Origin of the sequence: Photobacterium salinisoli (assembly GCF_003614885.1) — a bacterium.
GTDB lineage: Bacteria > Pseudomonadota > Gammaproteobacteria > Enterobacterales > Vibrionaceae > Photobacterium > Photobacterium salinisoli.
The window spans coordinates 1,540,155-1,556,155 of record NZ_QZMS01000007.1 but is presented as its reverse complement, the minus strand read 5'-3'; the positions used below and the strand labels follow the sequence as shown (position 1 = coordinate 1,556,155).

Here is a 16,001-nt window from a genome sequence, read left to right as displayed (position 1 = left end):
TTAGAGCGGTTTCAGACGCAAAGTGGTAGGATAAAAACAGCGTATTACAATGAACAAAACAGGTCTTTCTCATGGTAAATAATCCCGACAGTCCTTTTGCCGATAAATCGGCATTGTGTGACTGGTTAAATCAGTTTGCACATCCCTGGCTGGTACATGAGTGGGCGTATACTCCCGGTCTCGTCCACTGGCAAGGTGATCAGGCGGTGAAGATCACGCTGCCTTTTGCCGCTTTATCGGTCGCAGAGGCATTGACCAGCTGGATTGCTGATCAGCAGGCACAGAAAGTTGCCGCTAACCTCAATATCAGTGTCAAAGTGCGGGTCGCGCCGCTGGCAGTGAATGATAAGCCGCTCTTGAAAGGCGTTAAAAACCTGCTGGTCGTCAGTTCGGCCAAAGGTGGTGTAGGCAAGTCAACCACAGCCGTGAATCTGGCGCTGGGATTACAGGCGCTGGGCGCCAGAGTCGGGCTGCTGGATGCGGATATCTATGGGCCATCTGTCCCTATGATGCTCGGCGCGGCTGAGGAAAAGCCCTCATCACCGGACGGAAAAATGATGTCTCCTGTCGTGGCACATGGCCTGTATACCAATTCTGTTGGCTATCTGGTGCCGGCCGATAATGCCACTGTGTGGCGAGGTCCGATGGCATCGAAAGCCCTGTCGCAGATCATGAATGAAACGCTGTGGCCGGAGCTGGATTATCTGGTGGTCGATATGCCGCCGGGCACCGGAGATATTCAGCTGACCATGGCGCAGCAGATGCCGGTCACCGGGGCTGTGGTGATTACAACCCCGCAGGATCTGGCGCTGGCTGATGCCATTAAGGGGATCAACATGTTCAGTAAAGTGCAGGTGCCCGTCCTTGGTGTGGTGGAAAACATGAGTTACCACATATGCAGTGCCTGCGGCCATCATGAGGCGATTTTTGGGACCGGAGGGGCGGAGAGAATGGCACGGGACTACGCAATTCCTTTGCTGGCTCAGGTGCCACTGCATATGCAGATTCGTCAGGATATTGACGAGGGGGCCCCGACAGTCGCTTCCTCACCGGGTAGCGAGCAGGCTCTGGCTTATATAGAACTGGCCGGCCGCGTAGCCAGTCGACTCTATTGGCATGGGCAACCTGTCGCAGAACAGATCAGTATTAAAACCCTATAATTGCAGTGAATGTAACGGTTGAAACCTTGTTTGCCGTTGCATTTGCATAATGTTTTGAGCGCAAGATCGCATTTGCTCTGGTATCCAAGGCGTCAACTCCTTATAATCGTGCGGTTTAATTTTTACCTGCAGTATAGTGCTGTGCCGCTGAGTGGGGCCGGTTACTGAATTTGGGTAATAACCCGCTAGATATTCTTACAGGTGCTTTCTGATATGTCTGAACATTCACACCAATGCGTAATTATCGGGATTGCAGGCGCGTCTGCTTCCGGTAAAAGTTTGATTGCCAGAACGGTTTACAACGAACTTAGAGAAAAAGTTGGCGATCAACAGATCGGTGTTATTACGGAAGATTGTTACTATAACGATCAAAGTCACCTGAGTATGGATGAACGGGTTAAGACGAACTACGACCATCCCAATGCCCTTGACCACGACTTGCTTTGTGATCATCTCGAAACCCTGATTCGCGGTGAGGCCGTCGAAGTGCCGCAGTACAGCTATAGCGAGCACACCCGCATGACAGAAACCACCACGCTTACCCCAAAGAAGGTGATCATTCTGGAAGGCATCCTGCTGCTGACAGACCCTCGTTTACGTGACCTGATGCATGCCACCGTTTTTATGGACACCCCTCTGGATATCTGCCTGCTTCGCCGATTGCAGCGTGATGTGGCAGAGCGCGGCCGGACAATGTCATCGGTACTGCAGCAATACCAGAAAACTGTTCGTCCTATGTTTATGCAGTTCATTGAACCGTCTAAACAATATGCCGATATTATTGTGCCGCGAGGCGGCAAGAACCGCATTGCTATCGATGTACTAAAAGCGCATATTGCCCGCTTACTTAAAGCGTAAAGGTATGGCAAAGGCTGGCTCAGGTCAGCCTTTTTTGTCACCTGAATTCTGTGTTGTAATAAAAAGGCGTGACCTCATGTCACGCAAGCGGCTGCAAAGATAGACCTGCTGCGAGCAGGTCGTTATAGTGGCGGCAAACATTTCTGATAGTCTTTTTGATTTTTTTGCCCTGGAGATAACCCGCAACATGAGACTTTGTGACAAGGACATCAAGGCCTATCTTGATGAAGGTAAGATCAGTATTGAGCCGCGCCCCTCAAATGATGTGATTAGCGGTCTGACAATCGATGTCACCTTAGGTAATAATTTCCGTATTTTTACTGACCACGGTGCACCGTATATCGATCTCTCCGGCAAAAAAGAAGATGTTGCGGCACAGCTCGAAAAAGTCATGAGTGATGAGATTGAAGTCGCTGACGGCGATGCCTTTTTCCTGCATCCGGGACAACTGGCGCTGGCGGTGACTCACGAATCTGTTACTTTGCCGGATAATATTGTCGGCTGGCTGGACGGCCGTTCTTCACTGGCCCGCCTGGGTTTGATGGTACATGTCACTGCGCACCGTATCGACCCGGGCTGGTCTGGCAGAATCGTACTGGAATTCTATAACAGTGGCCGGCTGCCGCTGGCGCTGCGCCCGCATATGCCGATTGGGGCTCTAAGTTTTGAGGTCCTTTCAGGTTCTGCTGAGAAGCCTTATAACAAGCGCGCCAATGCGAAATATCACAATCAGCAGGGTGCGGTTGCCAGCCGAATCAATGAAGACGAGAAGAAACAGCGCTGATTATTGTCAGAAGCATATTAAATTGTAGACAGAATGATAAGGTCACCTTAACGGTGGCCTTATTTTTTGCTTTAATAAATCAGGTATTTTGACATTTTTTGTTGGCATTTTTAGTGTGTCACAGGTCAATAAATGTTGTTCAACATGGCACACACTCCGAGGACAAAATGAAAAAAATTCTCTATGTATTGCTGGCCATTGTGCTGGTTGTGGTGGTGGCAATCGGCGTTCTGGTGACGCTGGTCGACCCGAACCAATTTAAGCCTTTGATTACGGAACAGGTGAAAAAGGCCACCGGCCGTGATTTGGTCATTGAAGGGGATATCGGCTGGCGTTTTTTTCCGAGCGTAGGTTTCGCGATTGGCCGGACCGAGTTTCGTAATCCGGCAGGTTTTGATGAAGCGAACCTGGTTCAGTTCAATGAAGCCGGTGTGTCTGTGTCTGTACTGCCGCTGCTGTCTAACCGGCTGGAAATTGGTCAGGTCACGCTCAAAGATGCCCGTGTGTTTATTCAGACGCGCAAAGATGGTGTCAGTAACCTGGATGGCATAGGCGGTGATAAACCGGCCACAGACAGGGCGGCGCCAGACTCTCGTAAGACGGATGCTCAGCCGCCAGCTTCTGGTGAAGGTGAAGTGGTGGCCGAAGGCGAAACAGCAACCGGCGAGAAGTGGGTGATCAGCCTGGCAGGCATTGCGCTTGAAAACGCCAGTGTCAGCCTGCGTGACGATCAAGCAGGCACTGTGACTGCACTGGACTCGCTGAACATGAATCTGAGTCAGTTTGCGCCGGGTGAATGGGCGGATCTGAATTTTGATCTGGCGGGACAAAATGGTGCGATGCGCTTCTCTGCCCAGGGTAAAACCAGCCTGCAATTGGCGGAAACCCTGGACAACGCGGCGCTGAAAAACACTGAGCTTTCCGCCAGTATGACAGAAGCCGGCACACAGCTGGAGAATGTCACGGTAAAACTGGATGCTTTTAATCTGGGTGAGTGGAGCGAGGTGACGCTGTCTGCAAAGGGGCAAATCCCTGATCTTGCTTTCAACGCTGACGGTAAAACCCGGTTAATGGTCAGCCAGGATAAGACAAAAATTTCGCTGCAGGCGCTGGATCTGACTTCCGATCTGGAAGGTGCCGCTTTACCCCGACCGACGATGAAAGTGGCTGTGTCCGGTGATGCTGAATACGATCTCAAAGCCGCACTGGCGACCCTGAGCGGATTGACGGTTAAGGCGGATGAACTGGCATTGAACGGTGATGCCTCTTTCAAACAGGCGGATATTCCGGTGATCCGTTTTGCGCTGAGCAGTGAGGAGATTAATGTCGATAACTGGACAGGTGGCGAAGCAGAGGCTGCAGCCAATGAGGAGGCTGCATCAGCTGATACGTCGGATGCGGCACCGGCTGACAGTGCACCTGTCAGCGAACAGGAGCCGGATCTGTCGGTTCTGAAACAGCTGGATGTCGACGGTACTGTGACGGTGAAGCGCTTTGTGGCGGCAAACGCCAAGCTGAGCAATGTTGATCTGGCGATAGCGATTAAAAATGGCGTATTTTCGCTCAATAAGTTTGCAGCCCAGCTGTACGATGGGACAATAACCGCCACAGCCAGACTGGATGCGAACGGTTCAGTGCCTGTGTACCAGATCAGCAATGCCATCAAAGGTGTACAGGTACAGCCTTTGCTGGTGGATGTTGCCGAGAATGATATTCTGGCGGGCACGGGTAACATTGATGTTGAAGTGGCAGGCAAAGGCCTGGCGGAGTCGCGGCTCAAGAAGAACCTGGATGGGACAATTGCCATCAATTTTGCCGACGGTGCGGTTAACGGGATCAATATTGCCAAGATGATCCGTGAAGCCAAGGCCAAGCTGAAAGGTCAGTCAGATACTGTGCAGGACGAACCGAAAAAGACAGATTTCTCCGCGCTGACGGCGACCTTTATGCTGAAGGACGGCAAAGCGACGACCAATAATATGCATCTGGCTTCGCCTCTTTTGCGTGTCGATGGCAAAGGAAATACGGATCTGACCGAGCAGTCACTGGCGTTTCAGATTGATACCTCTGTGGTGGCCACCAGCAAAGGGCAGGGCGGTAAATCGGTAGACGAAGTCGCTGATATCACAGTGCCGCTCGATATTACCGGTACCTGGCAGGCGCCAGAGTATGCCATCAACTTTAAAGAGCTGGTAAAGCGAAACAGCGAGCTGGATAAGCGGGCGAAAGAGCTGGAAGCGAAAGCCAGAAAAGAAGCTGACAGGCTGGAAGAAAAGGCCAATAAGGAAGTACAGCGCGGGCTGGATAAACTGCTGGGTGACAAAGCCAGCGATGATAAAGTCAAAGAAGCCACGGATAAGCTGCTGAAAGGACTGTTTAACTAACGCGCAGTTTGCGAACAAGCCAATAATATCAGGGCCAGCCGGGTAAACCGCTGGCCTTTTTTATAACCGTCGCTATTTTGTTACTGATAATGTAGTTGGGCTATCTCTGACTGAGCGGTTTGGTACAATTTGAAAAAAATCATGGAGAGTGACCTTGGATTCAGTTACACAGGCGGCGTTGGGCGCTGCAGTTGCCGGCATGATAGCGGGCCGAAACGCTTCACCCAAAGTGCTGGTGGCCGGTGCCATGCTGGGCACGCTGCCGGATCTTGATGTGGTAATCGATTATGGCGATCCCGTTTCGGATATGGTGAAGCATCGTGGGTTCAGCCACTCTCTTTTTGTGCTGTTTCCGTTTTCATTGCTGCTGGCGTGGTGCTGGCACAGATGGCGGCCAGCCCCCTCATTCAGTTTCTTGCGGTTGTGGGGACTGGTCGCTGCCTGTTTAATCACCCATCCCATTCTGGATGCCTTCACCGCTTACGGCACTCAGCTCTTATGGCCTTTGCCTGTCAGCGTGGCGGTGTCCAGTATCTTCATCATTGACCCGCTATATACTCTGCCGCTGTTAGTGACGCTTCTGGCGGCATTGATGTGGCGTGATCGTATAGCCAGTTTGTGTAAAGCCGGTGTTATCTTGTCAAGTCTGTACCTTATCTGGTCGGTAGTGGCGATGCACATGATTGAGCAGAGAGTGGAAAATCAGGTGGCAGGCACCCCCCTGGAAGGCAAACCGGTTTTTGTCTCGCCAACACCTTTTAATACTGTGTTATGGCGAATTGTGGTGTTAGGCGAGGACAGCTACTGGGAAGGTTTGTCGTCACTGCTTGATGAGTCAGACACTGTGGACTTTCTCGAGAAAGCCCGTGGTCACTGGCCATTGACTGATAAGCCATCAACATTGCAGGCGCTTGAACGTTTTACTCGTGAGTTCATTCGCTATGAAGATAACGGCAGCCAGATCATCGCCACCGATCTGCGGCTGGGCATGGTAGATTATCTACCGTTCCGGTTCGTGTTTGCCAGCCGGGAGAATCATTCAGACTGGCAATTCCCGCTGCCAGTGCAATTGAACAGCCCAGCGGTGCGGATAAAACATTTACCTTCATTGTGGCTGCGTCTGTTAGGCAATCAGGATATTGATGCAGACCTCTGCCATGCGTCTGAGGTCTGTCATCATTCGGCGCCGTCGTCCTGATTACCAGTCTACGCCTTTGCGGGCTTTAATACCGCTCTCAAAGGCGTGTTTGATGTTGCGGACTTCTGAAACGGTATCAGCCATGTCAGTCAGGCGACGGTGAGCCGCGCGGCCTGTTACCACCACGGATTGCTCCGGCGGGCGCTGCGCAATCGTGTCAAGCACTTCATCAATATCCAGGTAGCCGTAAGTCAGCATGTATGTCAGTTCGTCGAGTAGAACCACATCATAACTGGCGTCTGTCAGCATTTTTTTACATTCCGCCCAGGTGGTCTGCGCCGCGATTGTGTCGGCTTCTTTGTCTTGCGTATCCCAGGTAAATCCTGTGCCCATGACAGCGAAAGTGACGCCGTGCTGTTCCAGCAGGTTCCTTTCACCATTGTCCCAGGTGCCTTTAATAAACTGACCGACACCGCATTTCTGACCGTGGCCGACCGCACGGGCAATCGTACCAAAACCAGAGGTGGATTTACCTTTACCGTTACCGGTAATGACTAGCAAAATCCCTTTTTCAGTCTGCGCGGCAGCCACTCGGGCATCGACTTCGTCTTTGACTTTTTGCTGCCGGGTTTTGTAACGATCCTGTTTATTGTGTTCGTCTGCCATAACTGCCTCTTTATGTTGGCGTGCCTGCGGAAAAGAAAAGAGGTGATTGTGTTCGAGCAGAGCAGAAGACGCAAGTGGGATTGGTGATTTAATGATGTGTTGACTCTCTCACTCCTTAGTCAATGGCAGGAAACAGGGATTGCTATACTTCTAGCGTGAACCCATGGCAGGTAAAGAAGGTGAAGTTGTGAAATATGTCCTTTTCGTCTTGTTTATTGTGGTGCTGGCAGTGAGCGGCTGCGCAAGAAACCCTTACGGTGATACCTATGGCCGATCTCAGGCACAGCAGATCCAGCAAGTAAAATACGGCACTATTGTTCAGATTGATCCTGTGACCTTGGAGGGTGAGCAGAATGTGATTGGCACCATAGCAGGTGCTGCCGTTGGCGGCATACTGGGCTCGAAAATTGGTGGCGGCAGCGGCTCAGATATTGCTGCCATCGGGGGTGGTTTACTGGGTGGTTATGCCGGGAGTAAAGCCTCACAGAATCTGTCTGAAAGTAACGGTGTTAACCTGACGATTAAACTCGATTCAGGCGAAACCATTGCTATCGTCCAGGCTGTCGATCCTAATATGCTTTTTCGGGTCGGGCAGAAAGTGCGGATTAATGTCACCGGCAGAACCGCACGGGTAGTGCCTCAGTAGTCCATGCTTTAACGCGGAGACCTCTATAATAAACAAGGCGTTAGCTCGGCTTGAACAGTCAGGTTCAGCCAGGCCGCGATATTGCGGCCTGGCTGATAGTTTGGATGACAGGGCCTGTGTGGTGTTTATGCCTTAGCGACAAGCTCTGCCATTCTTTGCAATTCCGTCAGCAAACCAGCGAGACCTTTATTCATCGCCTCATTGGCTTCCAGCACGCCTTCGTCATTAATGTATTGATTGTAAAAAGCAATTGGCACAGATGCTGACAGAGTCAGTGTGCCGACGCCAGACAGCAGCAACCGTAATGCCTGGGTTGAACGCAGTCCGCCAGACACTCCGCCATAACTGACAATACCGGCGGGCTTTCCAGCCCATTCTTTGGCCAGAAATTGAATGGCGTTGACTAAGGCGGCAGGGGGAAAGTAGTCGTACTCCGGAGTCACAAAGATAATGCCATCCGCTGCGGCAACGGTTTGGCTCCACTGCTTAGTATGGGCCTGGGTATATTTTTGCTGGGCAGGGTGATCAGGCTCGTCCAGTAAGGGCAGGTTCACTGTTTTCAGATCAGCAAATGCCACCTCAAACAGCCCTGCACTTTCTGCTTCTTGTACTACCCAGTTAGCAACCGGTAAACCACCACGGTTAGGCCGGGTACTGCCGAAAATTATCAGTAGTTTTTTCATATTTTTTCCTTGAATACTGACACAGGCTAATGACGTCAATGTTCAAGTGTAGTGGTGATTCGCTGTAAATGACGAAGGGCTAAGTACTTTTTTATGCCGCGGCAATAGAATTTGAGCTAAGACGGACAGTAAGGGCTGACAGAGACGCATCAGCCTTACCGGATGACAATATCTATGTATGCCTGGGGGCAAACATGATGATACACATGCCCGTTATGGCTACAGATGCACCGAGTAAATCCCAAAAGGTAGGGCGGACGCCGTCAACCAGCCATAGCCAGAAGATGGCAGCGAAGATATAAACCCCGCCATAGGCAGCGTATACCCGGCCGGACGCAGTAGGGTGCAAAGACAAAAGCCAGGCGAATATCGCCAGGCAGATAGCGGCAGGAAAAAGCAGCCAGATGGATTTGCCCTCCCTGAGCCACAAATAGGGAAGGTAGCAGCCAAGAATTTCTGCCAGTGCGGTGAATAAAAACAGCAGCAGGGTTTTCAGTTCTGTCATGGGGCGTATTTTCATTGTGGGTGATCAGCCGCCATTTAACCATAACAGCTTCTGTTAGGGGGAATTTACTGAAACAGCGGATACTTTTCATTCGGTGTACTCAGATTGCGTTTGATCCCGAACAGATTGGATAAAAAGGCATTTTTATTGACTAGGTCGAAAGGAGTGAATAGGATCACACTTTTTGCTTATCATGGAGAGACTGATGTCAATTACGCCGCCTTAGTCGACAACCCACCCCTCATCTTTCTAACCTCTTGTTAACACAATTTTTTTGAGAAATTTTATGATAGAAACGATAAAGCGCGATTGGTTGTCCAATGTGCGTGGTGATGTATTGTCCGGGCTTGTAGTTGCACTGGCTCTTATTCCAGAAGCGATTGCTTTTTCCATTATTGCCGGGGTTGATCCTAAAATCGGCCTGTATGCATCATTCAGTATCGCCGTCATTATTGCGTTTACCGGCGGCCGCCCTGGCATGATTTCAGCGGCCACCGGTGCCATGGCGCTGCTGATGGTGACTCTGGTCAAAGAGCATGGTTTGCAGTACTTGCTGGCAGCCACAGTATTAACCGGTATCTTGCAAATTGTTGCCGGGTATCTGAAGTTGGGCGATCTGATGCGCTTTGTTTCCCGTTCGGTCGTTACGGGATTTGTTAACGCATTAGCTATTTTGATCTTTATGGCCCAGTTACCTGAACTGACCAATGTGACCTGGCATGTTTATGCCCTGACGGCTGCCGGACTGGGTATTATCTATCTGTTTCCTTATTTGCCTTATGTCGGCAAAGTTCTGCCATCGCCCCTGGTCTGTATTCTTGTCATTACTGCGGTCACACTGACCTTTGGTATTGATATTCGCACTGTTGGTGACATGGGGCAGCTGCCTGACACCTTACCTGTTTTCCTGTGGCCGGATGTGCCGCTCAATCTGGAAACCTTATGGATTATCCTGCCATATTCAGTTGGGTTGGCTATAGTGGGTTTGCTGGAATCCATGATGACAGCCACAATCGTGGATGATCTCACCGATACCAGCAGCGATAAAAACCGGGAGTGTAAAGGTCAGGGGATAGCAAATATTGCGACTGGTTTCCTGGGCGGAATGGCCGGTTGCGCCATGATTGGCCAGTCGGTTATCAATATTAAATCCGGCGGCCGTGGCAGGTTATCAACCTTTATCGCGGGTTTGTTCCTGCTGATCATGGTGGTCTTTCTCAGTGACTGGATCAAGCAGATCCCAATGGCAGCGCTGGTTGCGGTCATGATCATGGTGTCTATTGGTACTTTTTCCTGGTCATCTATTAAAGACCTGAAGTCACACCCGCTTTCTACCAATATAGTGATGGTTACGACTGTCGCTGTGGTTGTGGCAACACACAACCTTGCTATCGGTGTGTTTGTCGGGGTTCTGCTGGCGGCCCTGTTCTTTGCCAACAAGATCGGCCACTTTATGGTGGTGAAGAGCGAGCTGGAAGAAAATGGCGAAGCAAGAACCTATCGTGTTGTGGGACAAGTCTTTTTTGCCTCTTCAGATCAATTTCTCGCCGCCTTTGACTACAAGGAAGTGCTGGAGCGTGTCACTATTGACCTGTCATCGGCTCACTTCTGGGATATCACAGCAGTCTCATCGCTGGACAAAGCCGTGCTTAAGTTCCGCCGTGAAGGCACCCAGGTCAATATTATCGGCATGAATGAAGCAACAGCGACCATAGTTGATAAATTTGGTGTTCATGACAAGCCAGAAGACGTTGAAAAACTGATGGGCGGCCATTAAGGAGATTTCATGACGCAATATATAACCGCATGTATAGACGGCCAGCATTACTCCCATGCTGTGGTGGAACTGGCTGCCTGGACGGCCAGGCGTTTGGATACGCCGCTAAAACTGCTGCATGTATTGGACAAAGACCGGTATCAGGCAGACTCGCAGCTGTCCGGGACAATTGGTCTGGGCAGCCGCGAAGCGTTACTGAAAGAGCTCAGCGAGCTGGATGAAAAACGTGCCAGGCTGGAAATACAACACAGTAAAGCTTTGCTCAATGATCTGGCCTCTCTTGTCACCGACACTGGCGTCCCTTCGCTGGTTAAGCAGCAACTGCATGGCCACCTTGTTGAGACGCTATTGGAACTGGAGCCGGAGATTCGGGTACTGGTGCTGGGCAAGTCCGGCGAGTTACACCAGAAAGATGCCAAGGCAATTGGCTCGCAGCTGGAAAGTGTGGTGCGGGCATTTTCAACCCATACCCTGATTGCGAACGGCGATTTCAATGAGCCGACAGAGTATCTGCTGGCGTTTGATGGCAGTGAAACCAGCCAGAAGCTGGTGCAGAAGGCCATTGATACCCCGTTACTGAAAGGAATGACATGCCACTTGGTGATGGTCGAAGATGCTGACAACAAACGCGATGCTTTTGAGTCGGCTGCTGAGACCCTGAACAATGCAGGCATTAATGTCATTAAAGTGTGCCTGACAGGATCAGTCGGCAGTGCGATTTTGCATTATCAGCAGGAAAAATCGATTGGCCTGATCGTGATGGGGGCTTTTGGCCACTCTAAACTGCGCCAGTTCTTTGTCGGCAGTAACACCACCCGGCTTCTGATTGATGCCACTGTCCCTATGCTGTTAATCAGATAACGCAGCAAAGAAACATCAGATACGTAGGCAAAGGGAGCGATTTCGCTCCCTTTTTTGATCTCTGTGGCACCTCAAGCAGTTGTGCTGAGTGTGAAACTTCAGAGCAAACAACGACGGGTAAGGCATAGACATGTATGGGGTTGTCTGGCGGTTGCATTTATCTTGCAGGAATGCGTAGTCTGTATCAAATACAAATGTAACCTGATGGTGATGAGGAATATTGATGTCAGAGATGAGAAAACCATCCGTGCTGTTAGTGTGCATGGGCAATATTTGCCGCTCGGCAACCGCAGAGGCTGTGTTGCGTGCTAAGGCAGTGAAAGCGGGTGTTGAGCTTGATATCGATTCTGCAGGAACGATTGGATTTCACGAAGGAAAGCGGCCGGACAGTCGTTCGCGTGCTGCCGGGGAAGCCAGAGGATACAGCTTTGCAGGGATTCGTGCCCGTCAGATATCTGTCGGTGATTTCGATAAGTTTGATTTAATTCTGGTCGCTGACAGGCAAAATTTATCGGATCTGACAGCCATCTGTCCGGCAGAGCATTTGTCTAAGCTGTCTTTGTTACTGGACTTCTCGGATGCAGAGGAAGAGGAAGTACCGGATCCCTATTATGGCGGCGAGGAGGGTTTCGAGCATGTGCTTGATTTGATCGAAACGGCTGCGGATAAGATAGTTGCCAGTCTGAAACAAAAGTGATCTTGTGTTAACGGTAGGGCTTATCGAGTTACAGGAGGTGGTGGGCGTTTCGTTAATACAGATACGTAAAACAAAAAAGCCATGCAAACGCATGGCTTTTTGTCTTTGTTGCGCTATCAGAATTAGTCTTGCGTCTCTGAGACCGCTTTGGTCATTGGCGCCGAAGCAACATTAGTTGCTGTCTGACTGCCTGCCTGACGAGTGTGAGCCAGACTGGTACGTAACGGTGCAATCGCCACCGGTGTTGTATCCAGAACTTGCTGCGGAGCAGGGGCTTTGGTCATCGGCGACACGCTGTGAATTCCACGCGGTGCGCTTGCCGTCACTTGTTGCTTAATGGCAACTGCCTCTTGGGCCGCAACGGGCTGTTCAATGTTCTCTTGCGGACTGGCTTCTTCTGCCTGCTTGTTCGCAACAGTTTCTGCAACAGTTTCCGCGACAGCTTCAGTGACAGTCTCTGCGACCAGAGGTGCGGCAACATCAGCGTCGGTAGCCGGGCTTTCAGAAACCTGAGTTGCTTCCGGTGCTTCAGTGGCCGTAGCTGGCGCTGCTTGAGCTTGCTCAACGCTGGCTTGCACTTGCTCACTTTGCGCTACAGGCTGACGAAGTGGCATGACTTTGCCCATTGCCAGTTCAGGCATTGCCACACCGCTTAGCGATGCAGTCTGTGCCGCGGCAGGTTCAGCCAGTAACGCTTCTGCTACAGGTGCTGCAGGTGCTTCAGTTTCTTCTGCAGTGTCCTCAACATGGACAGCAGGCTTGTCGTGACGAGGCCAGACTTTACCCATTGCCATTTCAGGAGACGCCACACCTGTCGTTGGGCGACGCTTAGGACGCTCAACAATGGAGACCACGTTTTCCATTTCGCCCAGGCTGTCAGACACTTCTTCTACCGCATGGGTAATGGCATCAGAGACGGCCTGATCGACCTGGTCTTCTTCCTGTTGAGGACGCGTATCGCGGATGCGACGACGACGTTGACCGCTGGCACGCAGGTGTCGTGGTGAGCGGCGGTTACGGCGTTGTCCTTCCTGACCTTCCTGAGCGTCTGTCTCCGACTGCACATCGGCAGATTCAAGCTCAGCGGCCGAGTTGGCTTCTTTAGCCATTTCGATACCGACGTTCTTAACACGGTTCGGCGTGTTATCGCTGACCGCAGCAGGTGCCTGCTCTGTGTCACCGGCTGGCTGCAGGTCTGCAGATTCCAGGCGGATCTTCTTATGCAGCTGGCGACGTTGACGGCGTTGTTTTACCTTCTCGGTCTTTGGTTGCTCAACGTTGTCGGTGGCCGCTTCAACGGTGTCAATTGCTTCTGCCGTTTCAGCTTGTTGCTGCTTTTCTTTTCGGCGTTGCTTTTGCACTTCATCGCGGCGTTGGCGCTTTTGCTCTTTGATTTCATCGTCAGCTAAGGTGCGCGGTGCAGCTGCTTTCACTGGCTTTTCAGCCTGAGCGTTACGGTCTTGCTTAGGACGCTCATTGCGGCGGCGTTGCTGACGCTGACCTTTTTCGCCAGCTTTAGTATCGCGTGAATCGCGATCGTCATCCTGACGGTTACGGCTCTGGCCCTGACGGCTGCCGTCTTTGCCGCGGCGGTTATCACGACGGTTGTCACGGCGGTTATCCTGTCTTGCAGCAGGTTTTGCCTCTTGTTTCTCCGCCGGCTTCTCTTCAGGCGTGCTGCTAAAGAGGCTGGCGAGCGCGCTGAACAGACGCTGGAACAGACCTGGCTTGCTTTCTGTTTTAACCGTCGGCTCAGCAACGGCAGGGGCAGGCTTAACAACCGGTGCCGGTGCTTTTGGCGCAGTGAATCCTTGCAGAACGGGCTCTTCACGCTTCTTGGTTGCGCGCTCTGGTGCGGTTTCTGCCGCTTCTGTCTCACGAGTGGCTTCCAGCACCTGCGGAATGTGGTAAGACAGAGTGTCTTTTTCTTCGCCGGTGCGCACACGCAGCACTTCAAAATGCGGTGTTTCAATATCTGCGTTAGGAACGATCACTACTTTCACATCGTGATATTTTTCGATGTGTTGTACAGAGCGACGTTTTTCGTTCAGCAGGTAGGATGCGACAGCAACCGGTACGATAGCCTGTACCTGGGAGCTGTTGTCTTTCAGTGCCTCTTCCTCAATCAAGCGAAGAATAGACAGAGACAGTGATTCGTTATCACGTACCACACCTGTACCCGTACAGCGAGGGCAGACATGGTGGCTGGCTTCTGCCAGAGAAGGACTCAGGCGCTGACGCGACATTTCCAGCAGGCCGAAGCGGGAGATACGGCCGATTTGCACACGGGCACGGTCCATTCGCACGGCTTCACGCAGGCGGTTTTCCACTTCACGCTGGTGACGAACCGGGGTCATATCAATGAAGTCGATAACTACCAGGCCGCCTAAGTCGCGCAAACGCAGTTGACGGGCGATTTCGTCGGCCGCTTCCAGGTTGGTCTGCAGTGCGGTTTCTTCGATATCACCGCCTTTCGTGGCACGGGCAGAGTTAATATCGATAGAAGTCAGGGCTTCAGTCGGGTCAATAACCACAGAACCACCGGAAGGCAGACGCACTTCACGCTGGAAAGCCGATTCAATCTGGCTTTCAATCTGATAGTGGCTGAACAGCGGCACTTCGCCTTCGTAACGTTTTACTTTGGGCAGAAAATCAGGGCGTATCAGCTTAATGTGATCACGGGCGCGGTCGAAGATTTTCGGGCTGTCGATCAAAATCTCGCCAATATCACGGCGCAGATAGTCACGAATAGCACGGGCAATGACGTTACTTTCCTGATGGATCAGGAAAGGAGCAGGGTGGGCATCGGCGGCTTCTTTCACTGCGCTCCAGTGATTGAGCAGTACGTTTAAATCCCACTCAAGTTCTTCAGCAGATTTGCCCACGCCAGCCGTACGTACGATCAGGCCCATGCCATCTGGTAGCTGAAGGGTGCTCAGTGCGGCTTTCAGTTGTGTACGTTCTTCCCCTTCGATTCGGCGTGATATACCGCCGGCACGAGGGTTGTTTGGCATCAGTACCAGATAACTTCCCGCCAGAGAGATAAAGGTTGTCAGCGCAGCCCCTTTGTTGCCGCGTTCTTCTTTATCCACTTGAACGATAACTTCCTGGCCTTCTTTCAGCACTTCCTTGATATTAGGACGGCCCTGATAGGAGTAGTTGGCTGGGAAGTAGTCGCGCGCAATTTCTTTCAGAGGGAGGAAACCGTGACGCTCGGCACCATAGTCGACGAAAGCGGCTTCAAGACTAGGTTCGATACGGGTAATGCGGCCTTTGTAGATATTTGCTTTCTTAGATTCGTGTCCTGGGCTTTCGATATCAAGATCGAATAGCTTTTGACCGTCCACTAATGCGACGCGCAACTCTTCCTTCTGAGTTGCGTTGATCAACATTCTTTTCATTCTGTGTACTCATTTATTGTCGTTGTTTTAGTGAGCCAATATTGGATTTTCTACCGATGTTGCCTGACCCCAAGTCTGATTTACGGTTGCAACCTCACGGTTGGATGTTTCAGGAGTGCTCTGTGGCTACACGTATCTGCCAGCTGTACTTAAAGATGGTATAAGACCATTAAAAGTGGCTTTAAGACCCTACGGTACTCAGCCGGTAACACCGCGTCATCGCGGTTGTATCTCTAACACCGATAAAAAATCTGCAATCGGAACACTAATAATGACTCTGCATGACTTATCGTCTTACGCCTATTGCAGCGACGCCAAGCAGAGCAGGATAAAAAACATTCATCATGACGAAAATATGACCGCCATGGCACGGAAAGTGGGAAATTCCCCTGTTCCAGACTGCAATCATAGCAGGGTGACTTTTTTGCGGCAATCTGCTTT

13 protein-coding genes are annotated in these 16,001 nt (G+C 51.3%); 9 read left to right on the top strand and 4 right to left on the bottom strand.

Annotated features, from left to right (window positions below; genetic code table 11):
• Positions 1 to 71 precede the first annotated feature (71 nt).
• From apbC to D6M16_RS07810, 5 genes are all read left to right on the top strand, one after another.
• Complete coding sequence (gene apbC, locus D6M16_RS07830; RefSeq protein WP_120511313.1) at positions 72 to 1,160, top strand: iron-sulfur cluster carrier protein ApbC; 1,089 nt, start codon at positions 72 to 74, stop codon at positions 1,158 to 1,160.
• Positions 1,161 to 1,373: 213 nt separating this feature from the next.
• Positions 1,374 to 2,018 (top strand): uridine kinase, encoded by a 645-nt coding sequence (udk, locus tag D6M16_RS07825; protein ID WP_120511312.1) that lies wholly within the window; start codon positions 1,374 to 1,376, stop codon positions 2,016 to 2,018.
• A 187-nt stretch (positions 2,019 to 2,205) separates the two neighbouring features.
• A complete protein-coding gene (gene dcd / locus D6M16_RS07820; protein WP_120511919.1) occupies positions 2,206 to 2,802 on the top strand; it encodes a dCTP deaminase in 597 nt (198 codons plus the stop codon).
• A gap of 167 nt (positions 2,803 to 2,969) precedes the next feature.
• Positions 2,970 to 5,186: an AsmA family protein gene (locus D6M16_RS07815; RefSeq protein ID WP_120511311.1), complete on the top strand. Its 2,217-nt coding sequence runs from the start codon at positions 2,970 to 2,972 to the stop codon at positions 5,184 to 5,186.
• A 154-nt stretch (positions 5,187 to 5,340) separates the two neighbouring features.
• Positions 5,341 to 6,384, top strand: coding sequence for a metal-dependent hydrolase (locus D6M16_RS07810; protein WP_120511310.1), 1,044 nt, complete (start codon positions 5,341 to 5,343; stop codon positions 6,382 to 6,384).
• Here D6M16_RS07810 and cobO read toward each other — a convergent pair whose 3' ends face one another.
• Entirely contained in the window at positions 6,385 to 6,990 is a 606-nt protein-coding gene (cobO, locus tag D6M16_RS07805; RefSeq protein WP_120511309.1) for a cob(I)yrinic acid a,c-diamide adenosyltransferase, read from the bottom strand. It abuts the gene before it with no gap.
• Positions 6,991 to 7,153: 163 nt separating this feature from the next.
• Here cobO and D6M16_RS07800 point away from each other — a divergent pair, with 163 nt between their 5' ends.
• Complete coding sequence (locus D6M16_RS07800) at positions 7,154 to 7,636, top strand: outer membrane lipoprotein (protein ID WP_120511308.1); 483 nt, start codon at positions 7,154 to 7,156, stop codon at positions 7,634 to 7,636.
• 125 nt (positions 7,637 to 7,761) lie between these two features.
• On the opposite strand, the gene D6M16_RS07795 is transcribed toward D6M16_RS07800, so the two are convergent.
• Complete coding sequence (locus D6M16_RS07795) at positions 7,762 to 8,319, bottom strand: NADPH-dependent FMN reductase (RefSeq protein ID WP_120511307.1); 558 nt, start codon at positions 8,317 to 8,319, stop codon at positions 7,762 to 7,764.
• A 172-nt stretch (positions 8,320 to 8,491) separates the two neighbouring features.
• Positions 8,492 to 8,824: a YnfA family protein gene (locus tag D6M16_RS07790; RefSeq protein ID WP_120511306.1), complete on the bottom strand. Its 333-nt coding sequence runs from the start codon at positions 8,822 to 8,824 to the stop codon at positions 8,492 to 8,494.
• Between the two features lie 286 nt (positions 8,825 to 9,110).
• Between D6M16_RS07790 and D6M16_RS07785 the strand changes: the two genes are divergently transcribed.
• The 3 genes from D6M16_RS07785 (at position 9,111) to D6M16_RS07775 (ending at position 12,159) form a co-directional block, all read left to right on the top strand.
• On the top strand, positions 9,111 to 10,601 hold the full coding sequence (locus D6M16_RS07785; protein WP_120511305.1) for a SulP family inorganic anion transporter: 1,491 nt from the start codon (positions 9,111 to 9,113) through the stop codon (positions 10,599 to 10,601).
• Between the two features lie 9 nt (positions 10,602 to 10,610).
• A complete protein-coding gene (locus tag D6M16_RS07780) occupies positions 10,611 to 11,462 on the top strand; it encodes a universal stress protein (RefSeq protein ID WP_120511304.1) in 852 nt (283 codons plus the stop codon).
• Positions 11,463 to 11,685: 223 nt separating this feature from the next.
• On the top strand, positions 11,686 to 12,159 hold the full coding sequence (locus D6M16_RS07775) for a low molecular weight protein-tyrosine-phosphatase (RefSeq protein WP_162940951.1): 474 nt from the start codon (positions 11,686 to 11,688) through the stop codon (positions 12,157 to 12,159).
• Positions 12,160 to 12,281: 122 nt separating this feature from the next.
• On the opposite strand, the gene rne is transcribed toward D6M16_RS07775, so the two are convergent.
• Positions 12,282 to 15,560: a ribonuclease E gene (gene rne, locus D6M16_RS07770; RefSeq protein ID WP_120511303.1), complete on the bottom strand. Its 3,279-nt coding sequence runs from the start codon at positions 15,558 to 15,560 to the stop codon at positions 12,282 to 12,284.
• Between the last annotated feature and the right edge of the window lie 441 nt (positions 15,561 to 16,001).